Below are 21,048 nucleotides of genomic sequence, written 5' to 3'. Positions count from 1 at the left end.
CACGATGGAATCAAACGGGCAGCGGCGATGCCGCTGTGCCATGGATGAGCCAGCCGGCTCCCGCGATCAGGGCCGTGCCGGGCCGCCGCGCGGCGTGCCTTCGAGCGCGCTGCGCCACGCATTGGCCACGGTCCGCGAGCACGCCATCGACTGCTGCCATCCGGCCAGCATCAGGGCGGTCTGCACGGCGAGGATCTCGCCCGGGTTGGTGGCATGCCGCAGCTCGCGCATCGCCTGCTGGTTCAGCGCACCGGTGCTGCGCGCCAGCTGCTGCTGCACGTCGCCACCGGCGCGCACCATGGCAGACGTGGCACGGGAGAACAGGTCGAGCGGTTCACTGGCCATGGTCGCGGGGGCGGGACGGCTGGTGGCGATGGGTCGCATGCTGAGTCTCCTCGTGGATGAGGGGGCGGAGTCTAGGCGCCACCCAACTCAGCCATGAACGCGACAGTGTGAGAACTTGTCAGGCCGGCGGGAGCTTCACGACATACCGCACGAAGTCGTCGGCTTGCGCAAACTCGTCATAGAGCGCGCGGGCCGGCCGGTTGTCCTTGTGCGTCACCCAGTAGAGGCGCGCCCATCCCTCGGCGCGCATGGAATTGCGCAACCACTCCAGCACGGCGCGGCCGACGCCGCGGCCGCGTGCGGCGGGATCGACGTACAGGTCTTCCAGGTAGCACACCGGCTGCGTCTCCCAGGTGTTCTCGTGCACCACGCAGTGCGCGAATCCCACCACCTGGCCGTCGGCCTCGGCCAGCAGGCACATGATCCCCGAGTCGGGATCGAGGATGCGGGTCCAGGTGCGCTGGGTCACCTCGTCGCGCACCCTGGCCTCGTAGAAGTCGCAGTAGCCGCGCCACAGGCGTTGCCATGCGGGTTGGTCGCTGGGCAGGACGGAACGGATGACGATGGCCATGCGCGGCATTGTGCCGCCGCCCCTGGCCGCGGCGCGGCGAGCCAGGCGCCTAGCGCAGGGCGCCGGCCGTGATCTCGTAGGACCGCAGGCGCGCGGCGTGGTCGTGGATCTGCGAGGTGACCATCACCTCGTCGGCGCCGGTGCGCTCGACGAACGCGCGCAGCTCGCGTTGCACCGTGTCGGCCGAACCGATGGCCGTGCAGGCCAGCACGCTGGCGAGCAGCGCCTTCTCCTGCGGCCCCAGGCGCTCGGCATAGCCGGGGAAGGGCCGCGGCAGCCGCGTCGGCCGGCCGCTGCGCAGGTTGACGAAGGCCTGCTGCAGCGACGTCGCGAGCACCTGCGCCTCGGCGTCGGTGTCGGCGGCGACGACGTTGAAGCCCAGCATCACGTGCGGGCGATCCAGCTGCGCGGAAGGCTTGAAGGTGGAGCGGTAGATGGCCAGCGCATCCATCAGCTGCGCCGGTGCGAAGTGCGAGGCGAACGCATAGGGCAGTCCCAGCATCGCCGCGAGCTGCGCGCCGAACAGGCTGGAGCCGAGGATCCACACCGGCACCTTGGCGCCGCGGCCCGGTACGGCAGCGATCCTCTGCCTCGGCGTGTCGGACATGAGGTCGATCAGTTCGACCACGTCCTGCGGGAACTGGTCCGGGTTGGTGTCGAGGTTGCGGCGCAGCGCCTGCGCCGTCATCGGGTCGGAGCCGGGCGCGCGGCCCAGGCCGAGATCGATGCGCCCCGGATGCAGTGCCTCGAGCGTGCCGAACTGTTCGGCGATCACCAGCGGCGAATGGTTGGGCAGCATGATGCCGCCCGCGCCGACGCGGATCGAGCGCGTGTGGTTGGCGACATGGTTGATCAGCACGGACGTCGCCGCGCTGGCGATGCCGGGCATGCCGTGGTGCTCGGCGAGCCAGTAGCGGCGGTAGCCCAGCGACTCGGCGTGCTGGACCAGCGAGACGGTGTTGCGGAACGACTGGGCAGCGTCACCGCCCTCGGGGATGGGCGCCAGGTCGAGGACGGAGAGAGTGGTCATCGAAGGCACATGGGGCCGGCAAACGCCAGCGCAAGGTCAGGCGCTGTCCTTGCAGGCTTGACCCGCCATCCAGCCGCGCGCCGGGTTCGAGCGCCGTCGCTGGATCCCGGCCCTTCGCCGGGATGACACCCTTTCCACGCGTGAGCAGCCCGCTCAGGCTGCCAGCTGCCTCGCCAGCAGCACCGCCGCGTGCACCGCCTCGCGGCCCGCGCCATCGTGGATCTGGTGCCGGCAGCTCGTGCCGTCGGCGACCACGATCGCATCCGGCGCCTGCCGGACCGCGGGCAGCAGGCTCAGCTCGGCCATCTGCATCGACACCTCGTGGTGCGAGGCCTCGTAGCCGAACGCGCCGGCCATGCCGCAGCAGCTGCTTTCGATCAGCTGCGGCTTGGCGCCCGGGAGCAGCTGCAGCAGCTTGAGCACCGGCGACACCGCATCGAACGCCTTCTGGTGGCAGTGTCCGTGGACCAGGATCGGCTGCTCGACCGGCCGCAGCTTGTCGCGCAGCGTCTCCAGCTTGCCGGCCGCCAGTTCACGCGCCAGGAATTCTTCCAGCAGCAACGCCTGTCCCGCGATCGTCTTCGCCACGTTGCCGAGGCCGAGCGACAGGTGCTCGTCGCGCAGCGTGAGCAGGCACGAAGGCTCCAGGCCGACGATGGGGATGCCGCGCTCGGCCAGTGGGCCCAGCGCCTCGACCACTTCCTGCGCCTTGGCCTTGGCCGCGGCGACGTCGCCGGAAGCGAGGTAGGTGCGGCCGCAGCACAGGTGCTTGCCGTCCTCGCGCGTCTTGGCCGCCACGTGCACCGTGTAGCCCGCGGCCTGCAGCAGCTTCAGCGCCGCCTGCGCGTTGGCCGATTCGAAGAAGCCGTTGAAGGTGTCCACGAACAGCACCGCCGGCTTGGCTGCGACGAGCACTTCCTCGCGCGTCGCGGTGCTGTGCGGCTGGTTGAAGAAATGCTGCGACTGCCATTCGGGCAGGCTGCGGCGGGCGGAGAACCCGAGCAGCTTCTCGCCGACCTTCGCGAGCAAGGGGCTCCTGTTGCGCATGTTCAGCAGCGGCGCGAAACGGGCGGCCCTGTGCGCATAGTCCGGCAGGGCGGAGATCAGCCTGTCCTTGAGCGAGCGCCCATGCTTCGCATGCCAGTGATGCAGGAACTCCACCTTCATCCTGGCCATGTCGACACCGGTGGGGCAATCGCGCTTGCAGCCCTTGCACGACACGCACAGGTCCATCGCCTCGCGCACCGCGGGACTCGTGATGCCCTCGGGGCCGAGCTGTCCTGACAGCGCCAGCCGCAACGTGTTGGCGCGGCCGCGCGTCAGGTGCTGCTCGTCGCGCGTGACGCGGTAGCTGGGACACATCGTGCCGGCGTCGAACTTGCGGCAGTGCCCGTTGTTGTTGCACATCTCCACCGCCTTGGCGTACCCATGCGCGGGGTCGCCGCCGGTGCCGGGCGCCGTGGTCTGCTCGGTGGCGGGATTGTTCTGCACGTCCCAGACCTTCCAGTCCAGCGCGGGCTGCAGCGGGATCACCTTGTACGAGGGCGGAAAGCGCATCAGCCGCGTGTCGTCCATGCGCGGCGGATCGATCATGCGGCGCGGGCACAGCAGCTGGTTGGGGTCGAACAGCTGCTTGATCTGGCCGAAGGCGCGCGTGATGTTCGGGCCGAACTGCCACTGGATCCATTCGCCACGGCACAGGCCGTCGCCGTGCTCGCCGCTGTACGCGCCCTTGTACTTGCGCACCAGCGCCGAGGCCTCGTCGGCGATGGCGCGCATCTTGGCCGCGCCTTCGCGGCGCATGTCCAGGATCGGCCGCACGTGCAGCGTGCCCACCGACGCATGCGCGTACCAGGTGCCGCGCGAGCCGTGCTTGCGGAACACCTGCGTGAGGGCATCGGTGTATTCGGCCAGGTGCTCCAGCGGCACCGCGCAGTCCTCGATGAAGGACACCGGCTTGCCGTCGCCCTTGAGGCTCATCATGATGTTGAGGCCGGCCTTGCGCACCTCCCACAGGTTCTTCTGCGCGGCGTCGTCTTCGAGGCGCACCACCGATTTCGGCAGGCCCAGGTCGGCCATCAGCTCCACGAGGAGGTCCAGGTGGCGCACCAGGGTGGCCTTGTCGCTGCCGGAGAACTCCACCAGCAGCACCGCGTCGGGCTGGCCGATGACCGCGCTGCGGATCGTCGGTGCGAACGCCGGGTTCTGCAGCGACAGCTCGATCATCGTGCGGTCGACCAGTTCGACTGCCGTGAGCGTTCCTTCGCCCAGCTTCACGATGTGCTGCGCGGAGTCCATCGCCTTGTAGAAGGTCGGGAAGTTCACCACGCCCAGCACCTTGGCCTGCGGCAGCGGCGACAGCTGCAGCGTGAGGCTGCGGGTGAGGGTCAGCGTGCCCTCGCTGCCCACCAGCAGGTGCGCGAGGTTCACCGAGCCGTCGTTCGTGTAGGGCTTCGGGTTCTGGTTGCGGAAGACATCCAGGTTGTAGCCGGCCACGCGGCGCAGCACCTTGGGCCAGACCGCGTCGATCTCGGGCGCCAGCGTCTCGGCGAGCGTGCGCACCTGCTCGCCCATCTCGCGCACCCAGCCCGTGGCCTGGTCGAAGCGGCCGAACGAGTGCAGGCGGCCGTCGGCGGTCCAGGCGTCGATGCCGCGCACGTTGTGGACCATGTTGCCCCAGGCCACGCTGCGGCTGCCGCACGAGTTGTTGCCGGCCATGCCGCCCAGCGTGGCCTGCGCGCTGGTGGACACGTCCACCGGATACCAGAGGCCGTGCTTCTTCAGCGACGCGTTCAGGTGGTCCAGCACGATGCCGGGCTCGACCACCGCGGTGCGGCCGGACACGTCGACGTCCAGCACCTTGCGCACGTGCTTGGAGTAGTCGATGACGAGGCCCGCGCCCACGGTCTGGCCGCACTGGCTCGTGCCGCCGCCGCGCGCGACGATGGGCACCTTCAGGTCGCGGCAGATGTCGAGGGCCAGCTGCACGTCTTCCGCGCTGCGCGGCACGAACACGCCGACCGGCATTTCCTGGTAGATCGACGCGTCGGTGGCGTAGCGGCCGCGGTCGGCGGGCGCGAACAGGACCTCGCCTTGCGTTTCCCTGGCCAGGCGCGCTGCCAGCCGGCCCGCCACTTCGTTGGAGACCGCGGCGACCTTGTCGTAGGCGCCGGCCGCCGCTTCGCGGGCGACGGTGAGGGGCAGGGGAGCGTTCATCAGGCGTCCTTGCGTGCGGGCTCCTGCTTGTGCAGCAGCTCCAGCACCACGTCGAGCTTGTTCTTCAGGTGCGATGCCAACACCTTGCGCATGGCGGCGGGGTCGCGGGCTGCAAGGGCTTCGAGCATCTGTTCGTGTTCGCGCACCGCGTTCTTCCACTTGGCCCCGTCCTGGTTGGAGCGGAAGCGCAGGGCTTGCAGGCGGGCGTTGATGCGGTCGTAGGTGGCGCTGAGCACCGGGTTCTTGGCGGCGGCGTTGATGGCGCGGTGGATCTGGGCGTTCAGGCGGTAGTAGGCCGAGAGGTCGCGGCGGGTGTAGGCGGCCAGCATCTCGTAGTGCATGGCACGCATCTCGGCGAGTTCCTCGTCGGTGATCCGCTGGGCCGCCAGTTCGCCCGAGAGCGCCTCCAGGCCGCCCATCACCTCGAACGTGTCGCGCACGGCCCGTTCGTCCAGGGCGACCGCGATCGCGCCGCGGTGCGGCAGCAGTTCGACCAGGCCCTCGGCCGCGAGCATCTTGATCGCCTCGCGCAGCGGCGTGCGCGAGACCTGCAGCAGTTCGCACAGCTCGCGCTCATTGAGCTTGGCCCCCGGCGCGATGGCGCCTTCCACCAGCATTTGCCGCAGCCTGGTGGCCACCTGCTCGTGCAGGCCGGCACGGGGAATGGAGATCACTTCGGCGGACATGCAGGCATTTTGTATGCAGATTTCTTTGCGTGCAAACGTAACATTGACAGGGAGGCCCCATTGACACAGGAATTTTGTATGCAAAAAATGCGGCCACCTGATCCAAGCACGACAAAGCACAGCCCCATGCTCACGCTCGACTTCCACCCGACCGGCCGCCACTTCCTGCAGATCCCCGGGCCCTCCCCGGTGCCTGATCGCATCCTGCGGGCCATGAGCCTGCCCACCATCGACCACCGTGGTCCCGAGTTCGGGCAACTGGGCAAGCGGGTGCTCTCCGGCATCCAGCAGGTGTTCCAGACCAAGCACCCGGTCGTGATCTATCCGGCATCGGGCACCGGCGCGTGGGAAGCCGCGCTGTGCAACGTGCTGTCGCCCGGCGACAGCGTACTGATGTACGAGACCGGCCACTTCGCCGCGCTGTGGATCAAGATGGCCAAGCGCCTGGGCCTGGATGCGGAAGTCCTCGGGCTGCCCGGCGTCGAAGGCTGGCGCCGCGGCGTGCAGGCCACCATGATCGAGGAGCGCCTGCGCAAGGACACGCAGCACAGGATCAAGGCCGTGTGCGTGGTCCACAACGAGACCTCCACCGGCGTCACCAGCGACATCAAGGCCGTGCGCAAGGCCATCGACGCGGCCAAGCATCCCGCGCTGCTGCTGGTGGACAGCATCTCGGGCCTCGCCTCGGCCGAGTACAAGCACGATGCCTGGGGCGTGGACGTCACCGTCAGCGGCTCGCAGAAGGGCCTGATGCTGCCGCCCGGCATCAGCTTCAACGCGCTGTCGCCCAAGGCGCTGGAGGCGAGCAAGTCGGCGAAGCTGCCCAAGGCCTTCTGGGCCTGGGACGAGATGGTCGAGATGAACAAGACCGGCTACTTCCCGTACACGCCCAACACCAACCTGCTGTACGGGCTGGCCGAGGCCTGCGACATGCTGCTCGACCCGCAGCAGGGCGGGCTCGACGCGGTGTTCGCGCGTCACAAGCGCTGGGCCGAAGGCGTGCGCAGCGCGGTCAAGGCCTGGGGCCTGGAGATCCAGTGCGTGGATCCCTCGGTGTACTCGCCGGTGCTCACCGGCGTGGTCACGCCCGAGGGCATCGACGCCGACGCCGTGCGCAAGGTGATCTACGAGCGCTTCGACTGCTCCCTGGGCACCGGCCTGGGCAAGGTGAAGGGCCGCATGTTCCGCATCGGCCACCTCGGTGACTGCAACGACCTCACGCTGATGGCAGCTCTGTCAGGGTGCGAGATGGGCCTGAAGCTGTCCGGCGTCAGACTCGCCGGGTCCGGCGTCCAGGCCGCGATGGAGTACTTTGCCGGGCACCCGGCGCCAGCGGTCCTGCAGAAGGCCGCATAACCAGGAGATCCAAGCACATGCAACGCAGAACCTTCACCGCCGGCGTCGCCGCCACCCTTGCCGCACCCCTCGTGCGGGCCCAGGGGGGCATTCCCGCGGGCCCGATCCGCATCATCGTGGGCTTCGCCCCCGGCGGTGGCACCGACATCCTGGCGCGCGTCATCGGCCAGAAGCTTGGTGACCTGTGGAAGACCTCCGTCATCGTCGAGAACAAGGCCGGCGCCTCGGGCACCATCGCGGCCGATTACGTGGCCAAGCAGCCCGGCGACGGCACCACGCTGCTGATGGCGCACATCAACAGCCAGGCCATCACGCCGGCGCTCACGCGCGTCAACTACGACCCGGCCACCGACTTCCAGCCGATCATGCTGGTGGGCGTCACGCCCAACCTGCTGATCTGCAACGAGCAACAGCCGGCCAAGACGGTGAAGGACCTCGTCAAGCTTTGCAAGGACAACCCGGGCCGCATCAGCTTCGGCTCCGCCGGCACCGGCTCGGCGCAGCACCTGGCGCTGGAGATGTTCATGCTGGCCGCCAAGGTCAAGGCGATCCACGTGCCGTACAAGGGCTCGGGCCCGATGCTCACCGACCTGATCGGCGGCCAGATCCAGTACAGCTTCGACACCATGACCGCCGCCACGCCGCACGTGAAGAGCGGCAAGGCGATCGCCCTCGCGCAGACGCGCCTGCAGCGCGTGAAGGCGTATCCCAACGTGCCGACGATGGCCGAGTCCGGCTTCCCCGGCTTCGAGGCCACCACCTGGTACGGCCTGGTCGGCCCCGCCAAGATGCCCGCGGCCTTGGCCAAGCGCATGAACGAGGACATGAACAAGGTCATGCTGATGCCCGAGGTGGTCGAGAAGCTCGAGGCTTCCGGCGCGTCTGAAGGCGGCGGCTCGCCGGAGAAATTCGGCGAGTTCATGAAGACCGAACAGGTCAAGTGGGCCAAGGTGATCCGCGAGGGCGGCGTCAAGGGCGATTCCTGATCCGTCACTGAAGGCGGACAGCCGAACGCGAAAGACGCAAAAGGACGCGAAAGGCGCGAAAGAAGCATCCAGGAAGTGCTTCTTGCCTTTTGCGTCTTTCGCGTGATTTCGCGTCTTTTGCGTTCCAGCATTTTTCTTTCGCATGACACGACCTCTTCCCCTTCAGGGCGTCCGCGTCCTCGACATCAGCCAGGTCATGGCCGGCCCGTATGCCTGCATGTTGCTGGGCGACCTGGGCGCCGACGTGATCAAGATCGAGCCGCCCGGCACCGGCGACCAGACCCGCGGGTCCATGGGCTTCAAGATGAAGGGCGCCGACAGCCTCGGCTTCCTGAACATGAACCGCAACAAGCGCAGCATCGCGCTGGACCTTAAGACCGAGGCCGGCAAGTCGGTGGTGCTGCAGCTGGCCAAGGAAGCGGACATCCTGATCGAGAACTACCGGCCGGGCGCGATGCGGCGCCTCGGTCTGGGTTACGAGGTTCTGAAGGAAGTCAATCCGCGCCTGGTCTACACCAGCATCTCCGGCTTCGGCCAGACCGGCCCGTGGGCCGATCGGCCGGGCTTCGACCTCATGGCGCAGGCGATGTCGGGCGTGATGAGCGTCACCGGCTACCCCGACAGCCCGCCCGTGAAGGCCGGCGTGCCGGTGGCCGACATCGGCTGCGCGCTGTTCGCGATCTATGCCACGCTGGCCGCCTACATCGGCGCGAAGAACACGGGGCAGGGCCAGTACGTCGATGCCGCGCTGTTCGACTCGGCGATGGCCTTCTCGGTCTGGGACGTGTGCGACTACTGGGGCACCGGCAAGCCGCCGCAGCCGCTGGGGACGTCGAACAAGATGACGGCGCCGTACCAGGCGATGGCCGCGTCGGACGGCTACTTCGTCATGGGCGCCAACAACCAGAAGCTGTGGGTGCAGCTGTGCACGCTGATGCAGCGCGAGGACCTGCTGCGCGACCCGCGCTTTTCCACCATCGCGCTGCGCCTGGCCAACCGCGCCGCGCTGCAGGACGAACTGGAAGCCACCTTCCGCAGCCAGCCCAAGGACCACTGGGTGCAGACGCTGCTGGACAACGGCATCCCCGCCGGCCCCATCCTGTCGTACCCCGAGGCGTTCGGCAGCGAGCATGCCGCCGCGCGCAAGATGCGCATGGAGATCGACCATCCCGTCGAGGGCAAGGTGCCCAACATCGGCTTCGCGGTGAAGCTCTCGGGCACGCCGCAGCAGGTGCGCCGCCATCCGCCGCTGCTGGGCGAGCACACGGCCGAAGTGCTGGCCGAGATCGGCATCGGCGAGGACCAGCAGAAACGCCTGCGCGAGCAGGGGGCGTTCGGGAAGTGACAGCATGAACGAAGGCCAAGTCCACCTGAGCATCGATGGCGGCATCGCCTCGGTGACCTTCGACCGTCCCGAGGCGCGCAACGCGATGACCTGGGCGATGTACGAGGCGCTCACGCGCATCTGCGAGCAGGTGAAGGCCGACGCCTCCGTGCGCGTGGTGCGCTTCCGCGGCGCCGGCGGGCAGGCCTTCGTGGCCGGCACCGACATCGCGCAGTTCCAGGACTTCACGAGCGGCGACGACGGCGTGGCCTACGAGAAGCGCATCGATGCCTGCGTCGGCCTGCTCGAATCGCTGCCGATGCCCACCGTCGCCGTGCTCGAGGGCTGGGCGATCGGCGGCGGCCTGGCCATCGCCACGGCTTGCGACTTCCGCCTGGCCACGCCGGGCACGAAGCTGGGCGTGCCGATCGCGCGCACGCTGGGCAACTGCCTGTCTGCCGCCAACATCGCGCGGCTGGTGGCCGCGCTGGGGCGTCCGCGCACCGAGCGCGTGCTGCTGCTGGCCGACCTGCTCACGGCCGAAGAATCGCTCGCGGCAGGCTATGTGCTGGAGATCGCCGCGCCCGATGCCATCGATGCGGCCAGCGACAAGCTGTGCAGGAAGCTCGCGTCGCTGGCGCCGGTCACGCAGCGCGTGAGCAAGCAGGCGCTCAACCGCCTGCTGCATGCGCAGCTGCCGGACGTCGAGGATCTCATCCGCACCTGCTACGGCAGTGCCGATTTCCGCGAAGGCGTGCAGGCCTTCGTGGGCAAGCGCCCGCCCGCCTGGTCCGGCCGCTGAGCCGGCACTGCGACGGTCCCGTCCTACGGCGGGCCGCCGCCCGCGTTCCTACGATGCATGGCAACTGCGAGGCATGCCATGGCTGACGAGCGAACCACATCCACGATGGACCTGAGCGAATCGGTCGCCGGCGAGGAAGACCCCGGCGCATCGGTCGACCTGGCCATGCGCACGCCGGCCTCGCCCGGCGCGTCCGACCAGCCCGCCGGCGCGAACGGCGCACGGGCAGCAGGCCCGACACCGCCGATGGCACCGGGCGATGAAGCGCCCGAAGGCACGCCCGGCACCGGCGAGGACGTCTGCCGCGCCTGCGGCGGCACCGGCATCCTGAACGGCAGCGCCTGCCCCGAGTGCGAGGGCACGGGCAAGGTGAACGTCGGCATCGGCGGGGCGTGATCGCCGGCAAGCTGCCGGGCAAGCGCAAGCAGGCGATCGGCGACGGCACGCTGGAATACGTGCTGTCCGGCCGCGGGCCGGCGACGCTGGTCCTGTTCAACGGATCGGGCGTGACGCTGGAGGGGTGGACGCGCCTCCATCCCCACGTCGAGCGCTTCGGCCGCGTGCTCGCGTTCAACCGCTTCGGCGTGGGCGCCAGCAGTGCGCCCTCACAACCGCAGACCGGGACCACGGTGCTGCACGCCGCGCGCGAGCTGCTCGACGCACTCGCGTTGCGTCCGCCCTATGTGCTGGTCGGCCACTCGCTGGGCGGTCTCTACGCCAACCTGTTCGCGCGCCGGCATTCGGAGGAGGTCGCCGGCGTCGTGCTGGTCGAGGCCACGCACCCGCAGGACCGCTCGACGCTGCACGGCCACGAGAGCCACCTGGCCAAGGTGCTGGCCAAGTTGCTGTCGGTGCCGCAGTCCGTGTTCCGCGCCAACCTGCATGCGGAACTCGCCTGGCTCGATGCCGCGGCGCAGGAGCTGGAGGAGGCCGGCCCGTTCCCGTCGGTGCCGCTGGCGGTGGTGAGCGGCGGCAACGAGCCGCCGCGCTGGCTGGTGCCGTCGCACGTGCTGCGACAGCGCCGGCAGCACCAGAGGGAACTCGCGCGGCTGTCGCCGCTGGGCACGCACATCGTGGCGCGGCGCAGCGGCCACTTTCCACAGCTCACGCAACCACGGCTGGTGCTGGATGCAATCCGGGCCGTGGTGCGGCAGGCCGCGCGCGTGGAAGAGCAGGCGCGCGCCGACCATCCCGTTCCCGTTCCGCTGCCGGCCTGAACGGGCGGCTCGCCCCCTGGCTCGGCCTTCCGCGGCTAAGCTGCGGGGCTCTCACACGCTGGGGCGGCGCGCATGGGACCAAGTTTCTGGATCGGATTGCTGGCGGGCATCGCGTTGCTGCTCGCCGTCGTGCTGTGGTCGGCGCGCCGGCACCGCAGCCCGCGGTTGAAGCTCGATTGCGATGCGCCGATCCGCGAACTGGTGCCGTCGCTGTCGGGGCTGACGCTGGGCACCGCCGTGCCGGGCAACGCGCTCGAAGTGCTGCAGAACGGGCGCTACTTCGACGTGCTGCTCGAGCGCATCGCGCAGGCACGCCACACCGTGCACTTCGAGACCTTCCTGTGGAAGCAGGGCGAGCTCGGGCGGCGCGTGGCGGACGTGCTCGCCGGGCGCGCGCGCGCCGGCGTGAAGGTGCGCGTGATGCTCGACGCCACCGGCAGCCGCCAGCTCGGCAAGGACGAACGCTGCACGATGGAGGAGGCCGGCTGCCGCCTCAAGTTCTTCCACCGCCGCACGGTCTACAACCTGGGCGTGCTCACCGACCGCGACCATCGCAAGATCGTCGTGATCGACGGCCGCGAGGCCTTCGTCGGCGGCCATTGCGTCACCGACGACTGGCTGGGCGACGCCGAGGACCACAGGCACACGGCCGACGTCAGCGTGCACGTGCGCGGCCCCGTCGTGCACAGCATCCAGGCCGCCTTCAGCGAGAACTGGGCCGGTGAGACCGGCGAGCTGTTCGTGGGCGACGAGGTCTTCCCGCGGCTGGAGCCCGCCGGCGACGCGCTGGTGCACGTGGCCTTCGTCAAGCCCGAGAACTCGGCGCCCGCCGTGAAGATCCTGCACCACGCCGCGCTATGCCTGGCGCGCGAGCGCATCTGGATCCAGAACCCGTACTTCATTCCCAAGACCGAGGCCATCCAGGCGTTCGCCGAGGCCGTGAAGCGCGGCGTCGACGTGCGCGTGCTGATGCCGTCGACCGGGGGCTCGGACAACCCCATGGTGCAGCACGCGGGCCATCGCGACTTCGAGCAGCTGCTGCGGAGCGGCGTGCGACTCTTCGAGTACCCGCACACGCTGCTGCACCAGAAGGTGATGACCATCGACCGCTGCTGGTCCGCGATCGGCTCGACCAACTTCGACGACCGCTCCTTCGACACCAACGACGAGATCTCGCTGGCGGTGCTGGACGAGCGTCTCGCGCAGCAGCTGGATGCGGTGTTCGAGCACTACGTGCAGCGCGCGACGGAGATCGACCTCGAGAAGTGGACGCGCCGCGGCGCGTGGCACAAGCTGAAGGACAACGCGGCGTACCTGCTCAACGACGTGCTGTGAATGCGGACCCTGCTTCTCAGGCCTGCAGCTCGCGCAGCAGCGCCTGTCCGCCGCCGAAGCTCACCTGGTGCGGCGGCGTGCCGCCCGCGGTGACGCGGATCGCGCAGTACTTCAGCTCGGGGATCTTGGCCACCGGGTCCAGCGCGTCGTTCGTGATGCGGTTGATGGCCGCTTCGTAGTAGCAGAAGGGCACGAACACGGCGCCGCGCGGCGAGCTGTCGTCGGCGCGCCCGTACAGGCTCACCTTGCCGCGGCGCGATTCGATGGTGAGCAGGTCGCCGGGCTTCAGGCCCAGCTCGGCCAGGTCCAGCGGATGCACCAGCGCCACCGGATCCGGCTCGATCGCATCGAGCACGGTGGCGCGCCGCGTCATGCTGCCGGTGTGCCAGTGTTCCAGCTGGCGTCCGGTGATCAGCACCATCGGGAATTCGGCATTCGGCCGCTCGGCCGCCGGAATGATGTCCGCTGGCACGAAGCGCGCCTTGCCGCTCTCGCGCGGGAAGCTGGTCTCGAACACCACCGGCTGACCCGGGTCACCCTCGTTGGTGCAGGGATAGGTGACGGCGTGCTCGCGCTCCAGCCGGTCCCAGGTGATGCCGGCGATGCTGGGCATGGTGTGCCGCATCTCGTCGAACGCCTCGGATACGTGCTTGTAGTTCCAGTCCAGGCCCATGCGGCGTGCGAGCTCCTGGATGATCCAGAGGTCCTGCTTCGCATCGCCGGGCGGCGTGATCGCCTGCCGGCCCAGCTGCACCAGCCGGTCGGTGTTGGTGAAGGTGCCGGTCTTCTCGGGGAACGCGCTCGCGGGCAGCACCACGTCGGCCAGGCAGGCCGTCTCCGTGAGGAAGATGTCCTGCACGACGAGATGGTCGAGCTTGGCGAGCGCTTCGCGCGCATGGTTGGCGTCCGGGTCGGACATCGCGGGGTTCTCGCCCATGATGTACATGCCGCGCACCTTGCCTTCGTGCGCCGCGTGCATCACTTCCACGACCGTCAGCCCCGGGTTCGGGTCCAGCGTGCCGGGCTGCAGGCCCCACGCCTTCTCGAAGGTGGCGCGCACCTGCGGTTCCGACACCTTCTGGTAGTCGGGGAACATCATCGGGATCAGGCCCGCGTCGGACGCGCCCTGCACGTTGTTCTGGCCGCGCAGCGGATGCAGGCCGGTGCCGGGACGGCCGATCTGGCCGGTGAGGAGCGCCAGCGCGATCAGGCAGCGCGCGTTGTCGGTGCCGTGCACGTGCTGCGACACGCCCATGCCCCACAGGATCATCGAGCCCTTGGACGTGGCATAGGCACGCGCCACCTCGCGCAGCGTCTCGGCGGGGATGCCGCAGATCGGCGCCATGACCTCGGGGCTGTAGCCCTGGAGGTTGGCGCGCAGTTCCTCGAAGCCGCTGGTGCGCGACGCGATGAAAGCCTGGTCGGCGAGGCCTTCCTCCACGATCACGTACATCATCGCGTTGAGCATCGCGACGTCGGTGTCCGCCTTGAACTGCAGGTGGCGCCAGGCCAGCCGCGTCAGATCGGAGCGGCGCGGGTCCATCACGACCAGCTTGGTGCCGTTCTTCGCCGCGTTCTTCATCCACGTGGCCGCGACGGGGTGGTTCACCGTGGGATTGGAGCCGATGACGATGATCAGCTCGGCCTGGGTGACGTCCATGACGGGGTTGGACACGGCGCCGGAGCCGATGCCTTCCAGCAGCGCGGCCACCGACGAGGCGTGGCACAGGCGCGTGCAGTGGTCGACGTTGTTGGTGCCGAAGCCGGTGCGCACCAGCTTCTGGAACAGGTACGCCTCCTCGTTGCTGCCCTTGGCCGAGCCGAAGCCGACCAGCGCCTTGGGACCCACGGTGTCGCGGATGTCGCGCAGCTTGCCGGCGGCGAAGTCCAGCGCTTCTTCCCAGGTGGCTTCGCGGAAGACTTCATGCACGCGGTCCGGGTCGAGCGTCGCATGCGGCAGCTTGGGCGCGTCGGCACGGCGGATCAGCGGCTTGGTCAGGCGCTGCGGGTGGTTGGCGTAGTCGAAGCCGTAGCGACCCTTGACGCACAGGCGGCCGTGGTTGGCCGGACCGTCGCGACCTTCGACGTACAGGATCTTGTTGTCCTTCACGTTGTAGGTGAGCTGGCAGCCCACGCCGCAGTACGGGCACACCGAGGCGACCTGCTTGTCCGGGACGGGCAGGGCGGCACCGCGCGCCGGCATCAGCGCGCCGGTGGGGCAGGCCTGGACGCACTCGCCGCAGGCCACGCAGGTGGACACGCCCATGGCGTCGTCCATGTCGAACACGATCTTGGCCTGCTCGCCGCGGAAGGCCAGGCCGATGACGTCGTTGACCTGCTCGTCGCGGCAGGCGCGCAGGCAGCGCGTGCACTGGATGCAGGCGTCGAGGTTGACCTCGATGGCCGGATGCGTGAGGTCGGGACCGACCTGGCCGCGCGAGGGAAAGCGGGGCTTGCCGAGGTCCAGCTTCGCGGACCACAGGTCGACCTCGTTGTTGCGCGTGTAGTCCGCCTCGGGCATGTCGGACTGCAGCAGCTCCAGCACCATCTTCTGCGCCGCCACCGCGCGCGGGCTGTTGCTGGTCACCTCCATGCCGGCCGTCGGCGTGCGGCAGCAGCTGGGAGCGAGCACGCGCTCGCCCTTGACTTCGACCATGCACGCGCGGCAGTTGCCCGCCGTGTCCAGGCCCGGCTTGTAGCAAAGCCGCGGGATCTCCACGCCCTCGCGGTCGGCCACCTGGATCAGCGTCTCGCTGGCACGGGCCTCGACCCGTTTGCCATTGAGCGTGAACTCGACGACCGGGGTTTCGATCTGCGCCAGTTCGGCGCGGGTGACGGCGTTCATGGATTCAAATCCTCAAAAACCCAACTTCCGGACGCAGAGGACCCAAAGGTCACGCAGAAGGCGCAGAAGAAGACATCTTCAATCGAAGTTCTTTCGCGTCCTCTGCGGAACTCCTGCGTCCTCTGCGTCCGGCTGTTGGGTGTCTAGCCCAGCTCGTGCGGGAAATACTTCACCACGCAGTCGACCGGGTTCGGCGCCGCCTGGCCCAGGCCGCAGATGGAGGCGTCGCGCATCACCTGTGACAGCTCGGCCAGCAGCGGCACATCCCAGCGCGGCTGGTTGATCATCGCCAGCGCCTTGGCCGTGCCGGCGCGGCAGGGCGTGCACTGGCCGCACGACTCGTCGCGGAAGAAGCGCATCAGGTTGCGCGCCGCGGCCGTCGCCGTGTCCTTGTCCGACAGCACCATCACCGCGGCCGAGCCGATGAAGCAGCCGTAGGGCTGCAGCGTGTCGAAGTCGAGCGGGATGTCGTTCATCGTCGCCGGCAGGATGCCGCCCGAAGCGCCACCGGGCAGGTAGGCGTAGAACTTGTGTCCTTCGGCCATGCCGCCGCAATGCTCGTCGATCAGTTCCTGGATCGTCACGCCCGCGGGTGCCAGCTTGACCCCCGGTTCGCGCACGCGGCCCGACACCGAGAACGAGCGCAGGCCCTTGCGGCCATTCGCGCCCTGGCTGGCGAACCACTCGGGCCCGCGCTCCAGCAGTTCGCGCACCCAGTACAGCGTCTCGAAGTTGTGCTCCAGCGTGGGTCGCCCGAACAGGCCGACCTGCGCCACGTACGGCGGCCGCAGCCGCGGCATGCCGCGCTTGCCTTCGATCGACTCGATCATCGCGGACTCTTCGCCGCAGATGTAGGCGCCCGCGCCGCGCCGCAGCTCGATCTCCGGCAGGGACCTCGCCAGCGGATCGGCCTTCAGCCGCGCCAGCTCCTGTTCCAGCAGCGAGCGGCAGCCGTGGTATTCGTCGCGCAGGTAGATGTAGATCTTCGCGATGCCCACCGCCCAGGCGGCGATCAGCATGCCTTCGAGGAAGCGGTGCGGATCGCGTTCGAGGTACACGCGGTCCTTGAAGGTGCCGGGCTCGCCCTCGTCGATGTTCACCGCCATCAGGCGCGGCGCGGGTTCGCCGCGCACGATGCGCCACTTGCGGCCGGCCGGGAAGCCCGCGCCGCCGAGGCCGCGCAGGCCGGACGCTTCCATGACCTTGATCACGGATTCGACGTCGCGCGCGCCGGACAGGCACTGCTCCAGCAGCTGGTAGCCGCCCGCCGCACGGTATTGCGACAGGTCGGTGTAGCCCTCGGGCTCGTGGGTGATGGCGCCTTCGCGCACCTTCTCGGCGACCTTCTGGGTGGTGGCGCAGGGCACCGGGTTCTGCCCGACGACCGCGGCGGGTGCCTGTTCGCACCGGCCGATGCAGGGCGCGGGGATCACCCGCACCTCGCGACCCAGGATGTCGGGCAGCTTCTGCAGCAGTTGCTGCGCGCCCGCCAGCTCGCACGACAGGCCGTCGCAGACGCGCACGGTCAGCGCCTGCGGCGCCTCCTCGCCTTCCTTGACGATGTCGAAGTGGTGGTAGAAGGACGCCACCTCGAACACCTCGGACTGCGCCAGGCGCATCTCCTGCGCCAGGGCGGAGAGATGCGCGGCCGAGAGGTGGCCGAAGTGGTCCTGCAGCTTGTGCAGGTGCTCGATCAGCAGGTCGCTCTGGCGCGACGCGTCACCGAGCAGCTGCCGCACGTCGGCAAGCGCCTCGTCCGAGGGGCGGCGCCCCTTCGGACCCTGGCGCTTGCGTTCGCGCAGGTGCGGGCCGGCGGTCGCTGCGATCGGGATGACGCGATGTCCGGCCATCGTCGCCGCTTACTTGAGAAGGCCAGCGGCGCGGGCCCACTGGTACTTGGCGCCCAGCACTTCGACCGGCAGTTCGGTCGAGTAAGCGTACGCGGGGATGCCGTTCTCGTACAGGTACTGCGCGGCTTCCTCGACTTCCACGTCGCCAGCCAGGGAGGCGACGACGGGCTTCACCTTGCCCTTGGCCTTCATCTCGTTGACCACCTGCACCATGTTCTTCGCGAACACCATGGGCGGCGTCACGATGGTGTGCCAGTAGCCCAGGATGAGCGCGTGCACGCGGTCGTCTTCCAGGCCCAGCTTCACCGTGTTCACGTAGGTGATGGGCGGCTCGCCGCCGGTGATGTCCACCGGGTTGCCGGCCGCGCCGAACGGCGGGATGAACTTGCGGAAGGCGGCGTCCAGGTCGTCAGGCATGGGCTTGAGCAGCTTCAGGCCGTTGTCGACGCAGGCGTCGGACAGCAGCACGCCGGAGCCGCCGGCACCCGTGATGATCACGACGTTCTCGCCCTTGGGCGTGGGCAGGATCGGCACGCCGCGCGACAGCTCCAGCATCTGGCGCAGGCTGCGGGCGCGGATCACGCCGGATTGCTTCAGCACGTCCTCGTAGATCTTGTCGGTGCCGGCGACGGCGCCGGTGTGCGACGCGGCAGCCGCGGCGCCCATCTCGGTGCGGCCGGCCTTGAGCATGATCACCGGCTTCTTCTTCGACACGCGCTTGGCCACTTCGGCGAACGCGCGGCCGTCCTTCAGGTCCTCGGCGTGCTGGGCGATCACCTTGGTGTTGTCGTCCTGTTCGAAGAAGAGGAGCAGGTCGTCCTCGTCGATGTCCGACTTGTTGCCCAGGCCCACGATGGCCGACACGCCCATCTTGGTGCTGCGCGAGAAGCCGATGATGGCCATGCCGATGCCGCCGGACTGCGACGACAGCGCGGTGGCGCCCTTGACGTCGTAGGCCGTGCAGAACGTGGCGCACAGGTTGGCGGGCGTGTAGTAGAAGCCGTAGATGTTCGGCCCCATCAGGCGGATGTTGTACTCGCGCCCGATGCGCTGCAGTTCCTCCTGGCCTTCGATGTTGCCGGTCTCGCCGAAGCCCGAGGGAATCAGCACCGCGCCGGCGATCTTCTTCTCGCCGCACTCCTTCAGCGCGCCGGCCACCAGCTTGGCGGGAATCGCGAACACCGCGGTGTCGACCTCGCCCGGGATGTCCTTGACGCTCTTGAAGGCCTTCAGGCCCATGATCTCGGCTTCCTTCGGGTGGATCGGGTAGATCGTGCCCTTGTAGCCGCCGTTGATCAGGTTCTTCATCACCGAGTTGCCGATCTTGCCGGCCTCGTTGGAGGCACCGATCACGGCGATGGCCTTCGGCTTCATGATGCGGTTCATCGAGGTGACCACATCCTTCTCGTCCGGGCGGTAGCGCGGGGCCTTCGGCGTGAAGTTCACCACGATGCGCACGTCGGCGGCGATGGCGCCGTTCTCGGACGCGAACACCGGGTTCAGGTCCATCTCGGAGATTTCCGGGAAGTCCGACACCAGCTGCGACACGCGCACGATGATGTCCTGCAGCGCCTCGCGGTTGACCGGCTTGCCGCCGCGCACGCCATGGAGCATCTCGGCCGCCTGGATGCCGTCCAGCATCGACGCGGCATCTTCCTTGGTGGCAGGAGCCAGGCGGAACGTGACGTCCTTCAGCACCTCGACCAGCACGCCGCCCATGCCGAAGGCGACCAGCTTGCCGAAGCTGTCGTCGGTCATCGCGCCGACGATCACTTCCTGGCCGCCCTTGATCATCTGCTGCACCTGCACGCCGACGATCTTGGCGTCCGACTTGTACTTCTTCGCGTTGGCGATGATCTGCTCGTACGCGGTGGCGGCTTCATCGGCGCTCTTGACGCCGACGATCACGCCGCCGGCTTCGGTCTTGTGCAGGATGTCCGGCGACACGATCTTCATCACGACCGGGAAACCCATGGACGACGCCATCTTGGAGGCATCGGCGGCGCTGGTGGAAACGCCTTCCTTGGGAACGTTGATGCCGTAGGCATCGCAGACGATCTTGCCTTCCGGTGCCGTCAGGGCATCGCGCCCTTCCTTCTTCACCGTATCGAGGATCTGGCGGACCTTGGACTTGTCGACATTGGCCATGTCTCTCTCCTGAATTTGTATGCGAGGGCAGGGCGCCGGCGGCGCCCCGGATGTTTTCTCAGATGACCTTCGACTCGCGCAGCGCGGCGATGTCCTGCTTGCTGTAGCCCAGCTGCGAGAGCACTTCCTCGGTGTGCTCGCCGAGCAGGGGCGAGCGCTTGACCTCGGTGGGGCTGTCCGACAGCTTGATCGGGTTGCCGACGCTCAGGTACTTGCCGCGCTTGGGATGGTCCACCTCGACCACGGTGCCGGTCTCGCGCAGCGACTGCTCCTCGGCGATTTCCTTCATCGACAGGATCGGGCCGCAGGGGATGTCGTACTTGTTCAGGATGTCCATCGCCTCGAACTTGGTCTTGGTCTTGGTCCATTCCTCGATGCGCGAGAAGATGGTCTTCAGGTGCGGCAGGCGCGCCTTCGGCGTCGAGTAGCTCGGGTCGGTGATCCAGCTTTCCTCGCCGATGACCTTGCAGATCGATTCCCAGACCGGCGCCTGGGTGATGAAGTAGATGTAGGCGTTGGGGTCGGTCTGCCAGCCCTTGCACTTCAGGATCCAGCCCGGCTGGCCGCCGCCCGAGGCATTGCCGGCGCGCGGCACCGCTTCGCCGAATTCCTTGTCCGGGAATTGCGGGTACTCCTGCAGCACGTGGGTGCGGTCCAGGCGCTGCTGGTCGCGCAGCTTGACGCGGCACAGGTTCAGCACGGCATCCTGCATCGCGGCCAGCACCTTCTGGCCGCGGCCGGTCTTCTCGCGCTGGAACAGGGCGGTGACGATGCCCAGGCACAGGTGCAGGCCGGTGCCCGAGTCGCCGATCTGCGCGCCGGTGACCAGCGGGGGGCCGTCGTCGAAGCCGGTGGTGGACGCGGCACCGCCGGCGCACTGCGCGACGTTCTCGTACACCTTGCAGTCCTCGTACGGGCCGGGGCCGAAGCCCTTGACCGACGCCATGATCATGCGCGGGTTGAGCTTCTGGATGTTCTCCCAGGAGAAGCCCATGCGGTCCAGCGCGCCGGGCGCGAAGTTCTCGACCAGCACGTCGCATTCCTTGATCAGGCGGGTCAGGATCTCCTTGCCCTTCGGATCCTTGGTGTTCACCGTGATGGACCGCTTGTTGTGGTTCAGCATGGTGAAGTACAGGCTGTCGACGTCCGGGATGTCGCGCAGCTGGCTGCGCGTGGCGTCGCCTTCGCCGGCCTTCTCGACCTTGATCACGTCGGCGCCGAACCAGGCCAGCAGCTGCGTGCAGGTGGGGCCGGACTGGACGTGGGTGAAGTCGAGGATCTTGACGCCCTCAAGTGCTTTGGTCATGGCTTAGTCGCTCTCTTGAAATTTCGGTTGC

General features: G+C 68.6%; 16 protein-coding genes. 7 read left to right on the top strand and 9 right to left on the bottom strand.

Going from position 1 to position 21,048, the window contains the following annotated elements:
- Nucleotides 1–66: 66 nt before the first annotated feature.
- From ACPWT1_RS19080 to ACPWT1_RS19060, 5 genes are all read right to left on the bottom strand, one after another.
- On the bottom strand, nt 67–384 hold the full coding sequence (locus ACPWT1_RS19080; protein WP_427912704.1) for a phasin family protein: 318 nt from the start codon (nt 382–384) through the stop codon (nt 67–69).
- Between the two features lie 79 nt (nt 385–463).
- Complete coding sequence (locus ACPWT1_RS19075) at nt 464–916, bottom strand: N-acetyltransferase family protein (protein ID WP_427912703.1); 453 nt, start codon at nt 914–916, stop codon at nt 464–466.
- A gap of 49 nt (nt 917–965) precedes the next feature.
- Nucleotides 966–1,946 carry an LLM class flavin-dependent oxidoreductase gene (locus ACPWT1_RS19070; RefSeq protein WP_427912702.1) on the bottom strand — a complete coding sequence of 327 codons (981 nt, stop codon included), beginning with the start codon at nt 1,944–1,946 and terminating at the stop codon, nt 966–968.
- A gap of 153 nt (nt 1,947–2,099) precedes the next feature.
- Complete coding sequence (locus tag ACPWT1_RS19065; protein ID WP_427912701.1) at nt 2,100–5,162, bottom strand: FAD-binding and (Fe-S)-binding domain-containing protein; 3,063 nt, start codon at nt 5,160–5,162, stop codon at nt 2,100–2,102.
- Complete coding sequence (locus tag ACPWT1_RS19060) at nt 5,162–5,848, bottom strand: GntR family transcriptional regulator (protein ID WP_427912700.1); 687 nt, start codon at nt 5,846–5,848, stop codon at nt 5,162–5,164. Before ACPWT1_RS19060 ends, ACPWT1_RS19065 begins: the two co-directional genes overlap by 1 nt.
- Before the next feature lie 126 nt (nt 5,849–5,974).
- Here ACPWT1_RS19060 and ACPWT1_RS19055 point away from each other — a divergent pair, with 126 nt between their 5' ends.
- From ACPWT1_RS19055 to ACPWT1_RS19025, 7 genes are all read left to right on the top strand, one after another.
- Nucleotides 5,975–7,204: a pyridoxal-phosphate-dependent aminotransferase family protein gene (locus ACPWT1_RS19055; RefSeq protein ID WP_427912699.1), complete on the top strand. Its 1,230-nt coding sequence runs from the start codon at nt 5,975–5,977 to the stop codon at nt 7,202–7,204.
- A gap of 17 nt (nt 7,205–7,221) precedes the next feature.
- Nucleotides 7,222–8,190: a Bug family tripartite tricarboxylate transporter substrate binding protein gene (locus tag ACPWT1_RS19050; protein WP_427912698.1), complete on the top strand. Its 969-nt coding sequence runs from the start codon at nt 7,222–7,224 to the stop codon at nt 8,188–8,190.
- Between the two features lie 142 nt (nt 8,191–8,332).
- Nucleotides 8,333–9,535, top strand: a complete 1,203-nt coding sequence (locus tag ACPWT1_RS19045) for a CaiB/BaiF CoA transferase family protein (RefSeq protein WP_427912697.1) — start codon at nt 8,333–8,335, stop codon at nt 9,533–9,535.
- Between the two features lie 4 nt (nt 9,536–9,539).
- Nucleotides 9,540–10,316: an enoyl-CoA hydratase/isomerase family protein gene (locus tag ACPWT1_RS19040; RefSeq protein WP_427912696.1), complete on the top strand. Its 777-nt coding sequence runs from the start codon at nt 9,540–9,542 to the stop codon at nt 10,314–10,316.
- Between the two features lie 105 nt (nt 10,317–10,421).
- Entirely contained in the window at nt 10,422–10,712 is a 291-nt protein-coding gene (locus ACPWT1_RS19035; protein WP_427912695.1) for a hypothetical protein, read from the top strand.
- Nucleotides 10,709–11,533 (top strand): alpha/beta fold hydrolase, encoded by an 825-nt coding sequence (locus ACPWT1_RS19030; protein WP_427912694.1) that lies wholly within the window; start codon nt 10,709–10,711, stop codon nt 11,531–11,533. The genes ACPWT1_RS19035 and ACPWT1_RS19030 overlap by 4 nt, the downstream gene beginning before the upstream one ends.
- A 72-nt stretch (nt 11,534–11,605) precedes the next feature.
- The gene (locus ACPWT1_RS19025) at nt 11,606–12,868 is read left to right on the top strand and encodes a phospholipase D-like domain-containing protein (protein ID WP_427912693.1); all 1,263 of its coding nucleotides are present in this window, start codon (nt 11,606–11,608) and stop codon (nt 12,866–12,868) included.
- 16 nt (nt 12,869–12,884) lie between these two features.
- Here ACPWT1_RS19025 and fdhF read toward each other — a convergent pair whose 3' ends face one another.
- The 4 genes from fdhF to frc all read right to left on the bottom strand — a co-directional run bounded on the left by fdhF (nt 12,885) and on the right by frc (nt 21,017).
- Entirely contained in the window at nt 12,885–15,713 is a 2,829-nt protein-coding gene (gene fdhF / locus ACPWT1_RS19020; RefSeq protein WP_427912692.1) for a formate dehydrogenase subunit alpha, read from the bottom strand.
- A 143-nt stretch (nt 15,714–15,856) separates the two neighbouring features.
- Nucleotides 15,857–17,563 (bottom strand): NAD(P)H-dependent oxidoreductase subunit E, encoded by a 1,707-nt coding sequence (locus ACPWT1_RS19015; protein WP_427912691.1) that lies wholly within the window; start codon nt 17,561–17,563, stop codon nt 15,857–15,859.
- 9 nt (nt 17,564–17,572) lie between these two features.
- The gene (locus ACPWT1_RS19010) at nt 17,573–19,711 is read right to left on the bottom strand and encodes an acetate--CoA ligase family protein (protein ID WP_427912690.1); all 2,139 of its coding nucleotides are present in this window, start codon (nt 19,709–19,711) and stop codon (nt 17,573–17,575) included.
- A gap of 58 nt (nt 19,712–19,769) precedes the next feature.
- Nucleotides 19,770–21,017 (bottom strand): formyl-CoA transferase, encoded by a 1,248-nt coding sequence (gene frc / locus ACPWT1_RS19005; RefSeq protein ID WP_427912689.1) that lies wholly within the window; start codon nt 21,015–21,017, stop codon nt 19,770–19,772.
- Nucleotides 21,018–21,048: the final 31 nt, after the last annotated feature.

Origin of the sequence: Ramlibacter sp. MMS24-I3-19 (genome assembly GCF_050320135.1) — a bacterium.
In the GTDB taxonomy this organism is placed as follows: domain Bacteria; phylum Pseudomonadota; class Gammaproteobacteria; order Burkholderiales; family Burkholderiaceae_C; genus Ramlibacter.
This window is presented reverse-complemented; position numbering and strand designations above follow the sequence as displayed.

Coding starts and splice junctions, on each gene's coding strand:
- ACPWT1_RS19080 (WP_427912704.1), bottom strand. CDS start 384: ATGCGACCCATCGCCACCAGCCGTCCCGCCCCCGCGACCATGGCCAGT.
- ACPWT1_RS19075 (WP_427912703.1), bottom strand. CDS start 916: ATGGCCATCGTCATCCGTTCCGTCCTGCCCAGCGACCAACCCGCATGG.
- ACPWT1_RS19070 (WP_427912702.1), bottom strand. CDS start 1,946: ATGACCACTCTCTCCGTCCTCGACCTGGCGCCCATCCCCGAGGGCGGT.
- ACPWT1_RS19065 (WP_427912701.1), bottom strand. CDS start 5,162: ATGAACGCTCCCCTGCCCCTCACCGTCGCCCGCGAAGCGGCGGCCGGC.
- ACPWT1_RS19060 (WP_427912700.1), bottom strand. CDS start 5,848: ATGTCCGCCGAAGTGATCTCCATTCCCCGTGCCGGCCTGCACGAGCAG.
- ACPWT1_RS19055 (WP_427912699.1), top strand. CDS start 5,975: ATGCTCACGCTCGACTTCCACCCGACCGGCCGCCACTTCCTGCAGATC.
- ACPWT1_RS19050 (WP_427912698.1), top strand. CDS start 7,222: ATGCAACGCAGAACCTTCACCGCCGGCGTCGCCGCCACCCTTGCCGCA.
- ACPWT1_RS19045 (WP_427912697.1), top strand. CDS start 8,333: ATGACACGACCTCTTCCCCTTCAGGGCGTCCGCGTCCTCGACATCAGC.
- ACPWT1_RS19040 (WP_427912696.1), top strand. CDS start 9,540: ATGAACGAAGGCCAAGTCCACCTGAGCATCGATGGCGGCATCGCCTCG.
- ACPWT1_RS19035 (WP_427912695.1), top strand. CDS start 10,422: ATGGACCTGAGCGAATCGGTCGCCGGCGAGGAAGACCCCGGCGCATCG.
- ACPWT1_RS19025 (WP_427912693.1), top strand. CDS start 11,606: ATGGGACCAAGTTTCTGGATCGGATTGCTGGCGGGCATCGCGTTGCTG.
- fdhF (WP_427912692.1), bottom strand. CDS start 15,713: ATGAACGCCGTCACCCGCGCCGAACTGGCGCAGATCGAAACCCCGGTC.
- ACPWT1_RS19015 (WP_427912691.1), bottom strand. CDS start 17,563: ATGGCCGGACATCGCGTCATCCCGATCGCAGCGACCGCCGGCCCGCAC.
- ACPWT1_RS19010 (WP_427912690.1), bottom strand. CDS start 19,711: ATGGCCAATGTCGACAAGTCCAAGGTCCGCCAGATCCTCGATACGGTG.
- frc (WP_427912689.1), bottom strand. CDS start 21,017: ATGACCAAAGCACTTGAGGGCGTCAAGATCCTCGACTTCACCCACGTC.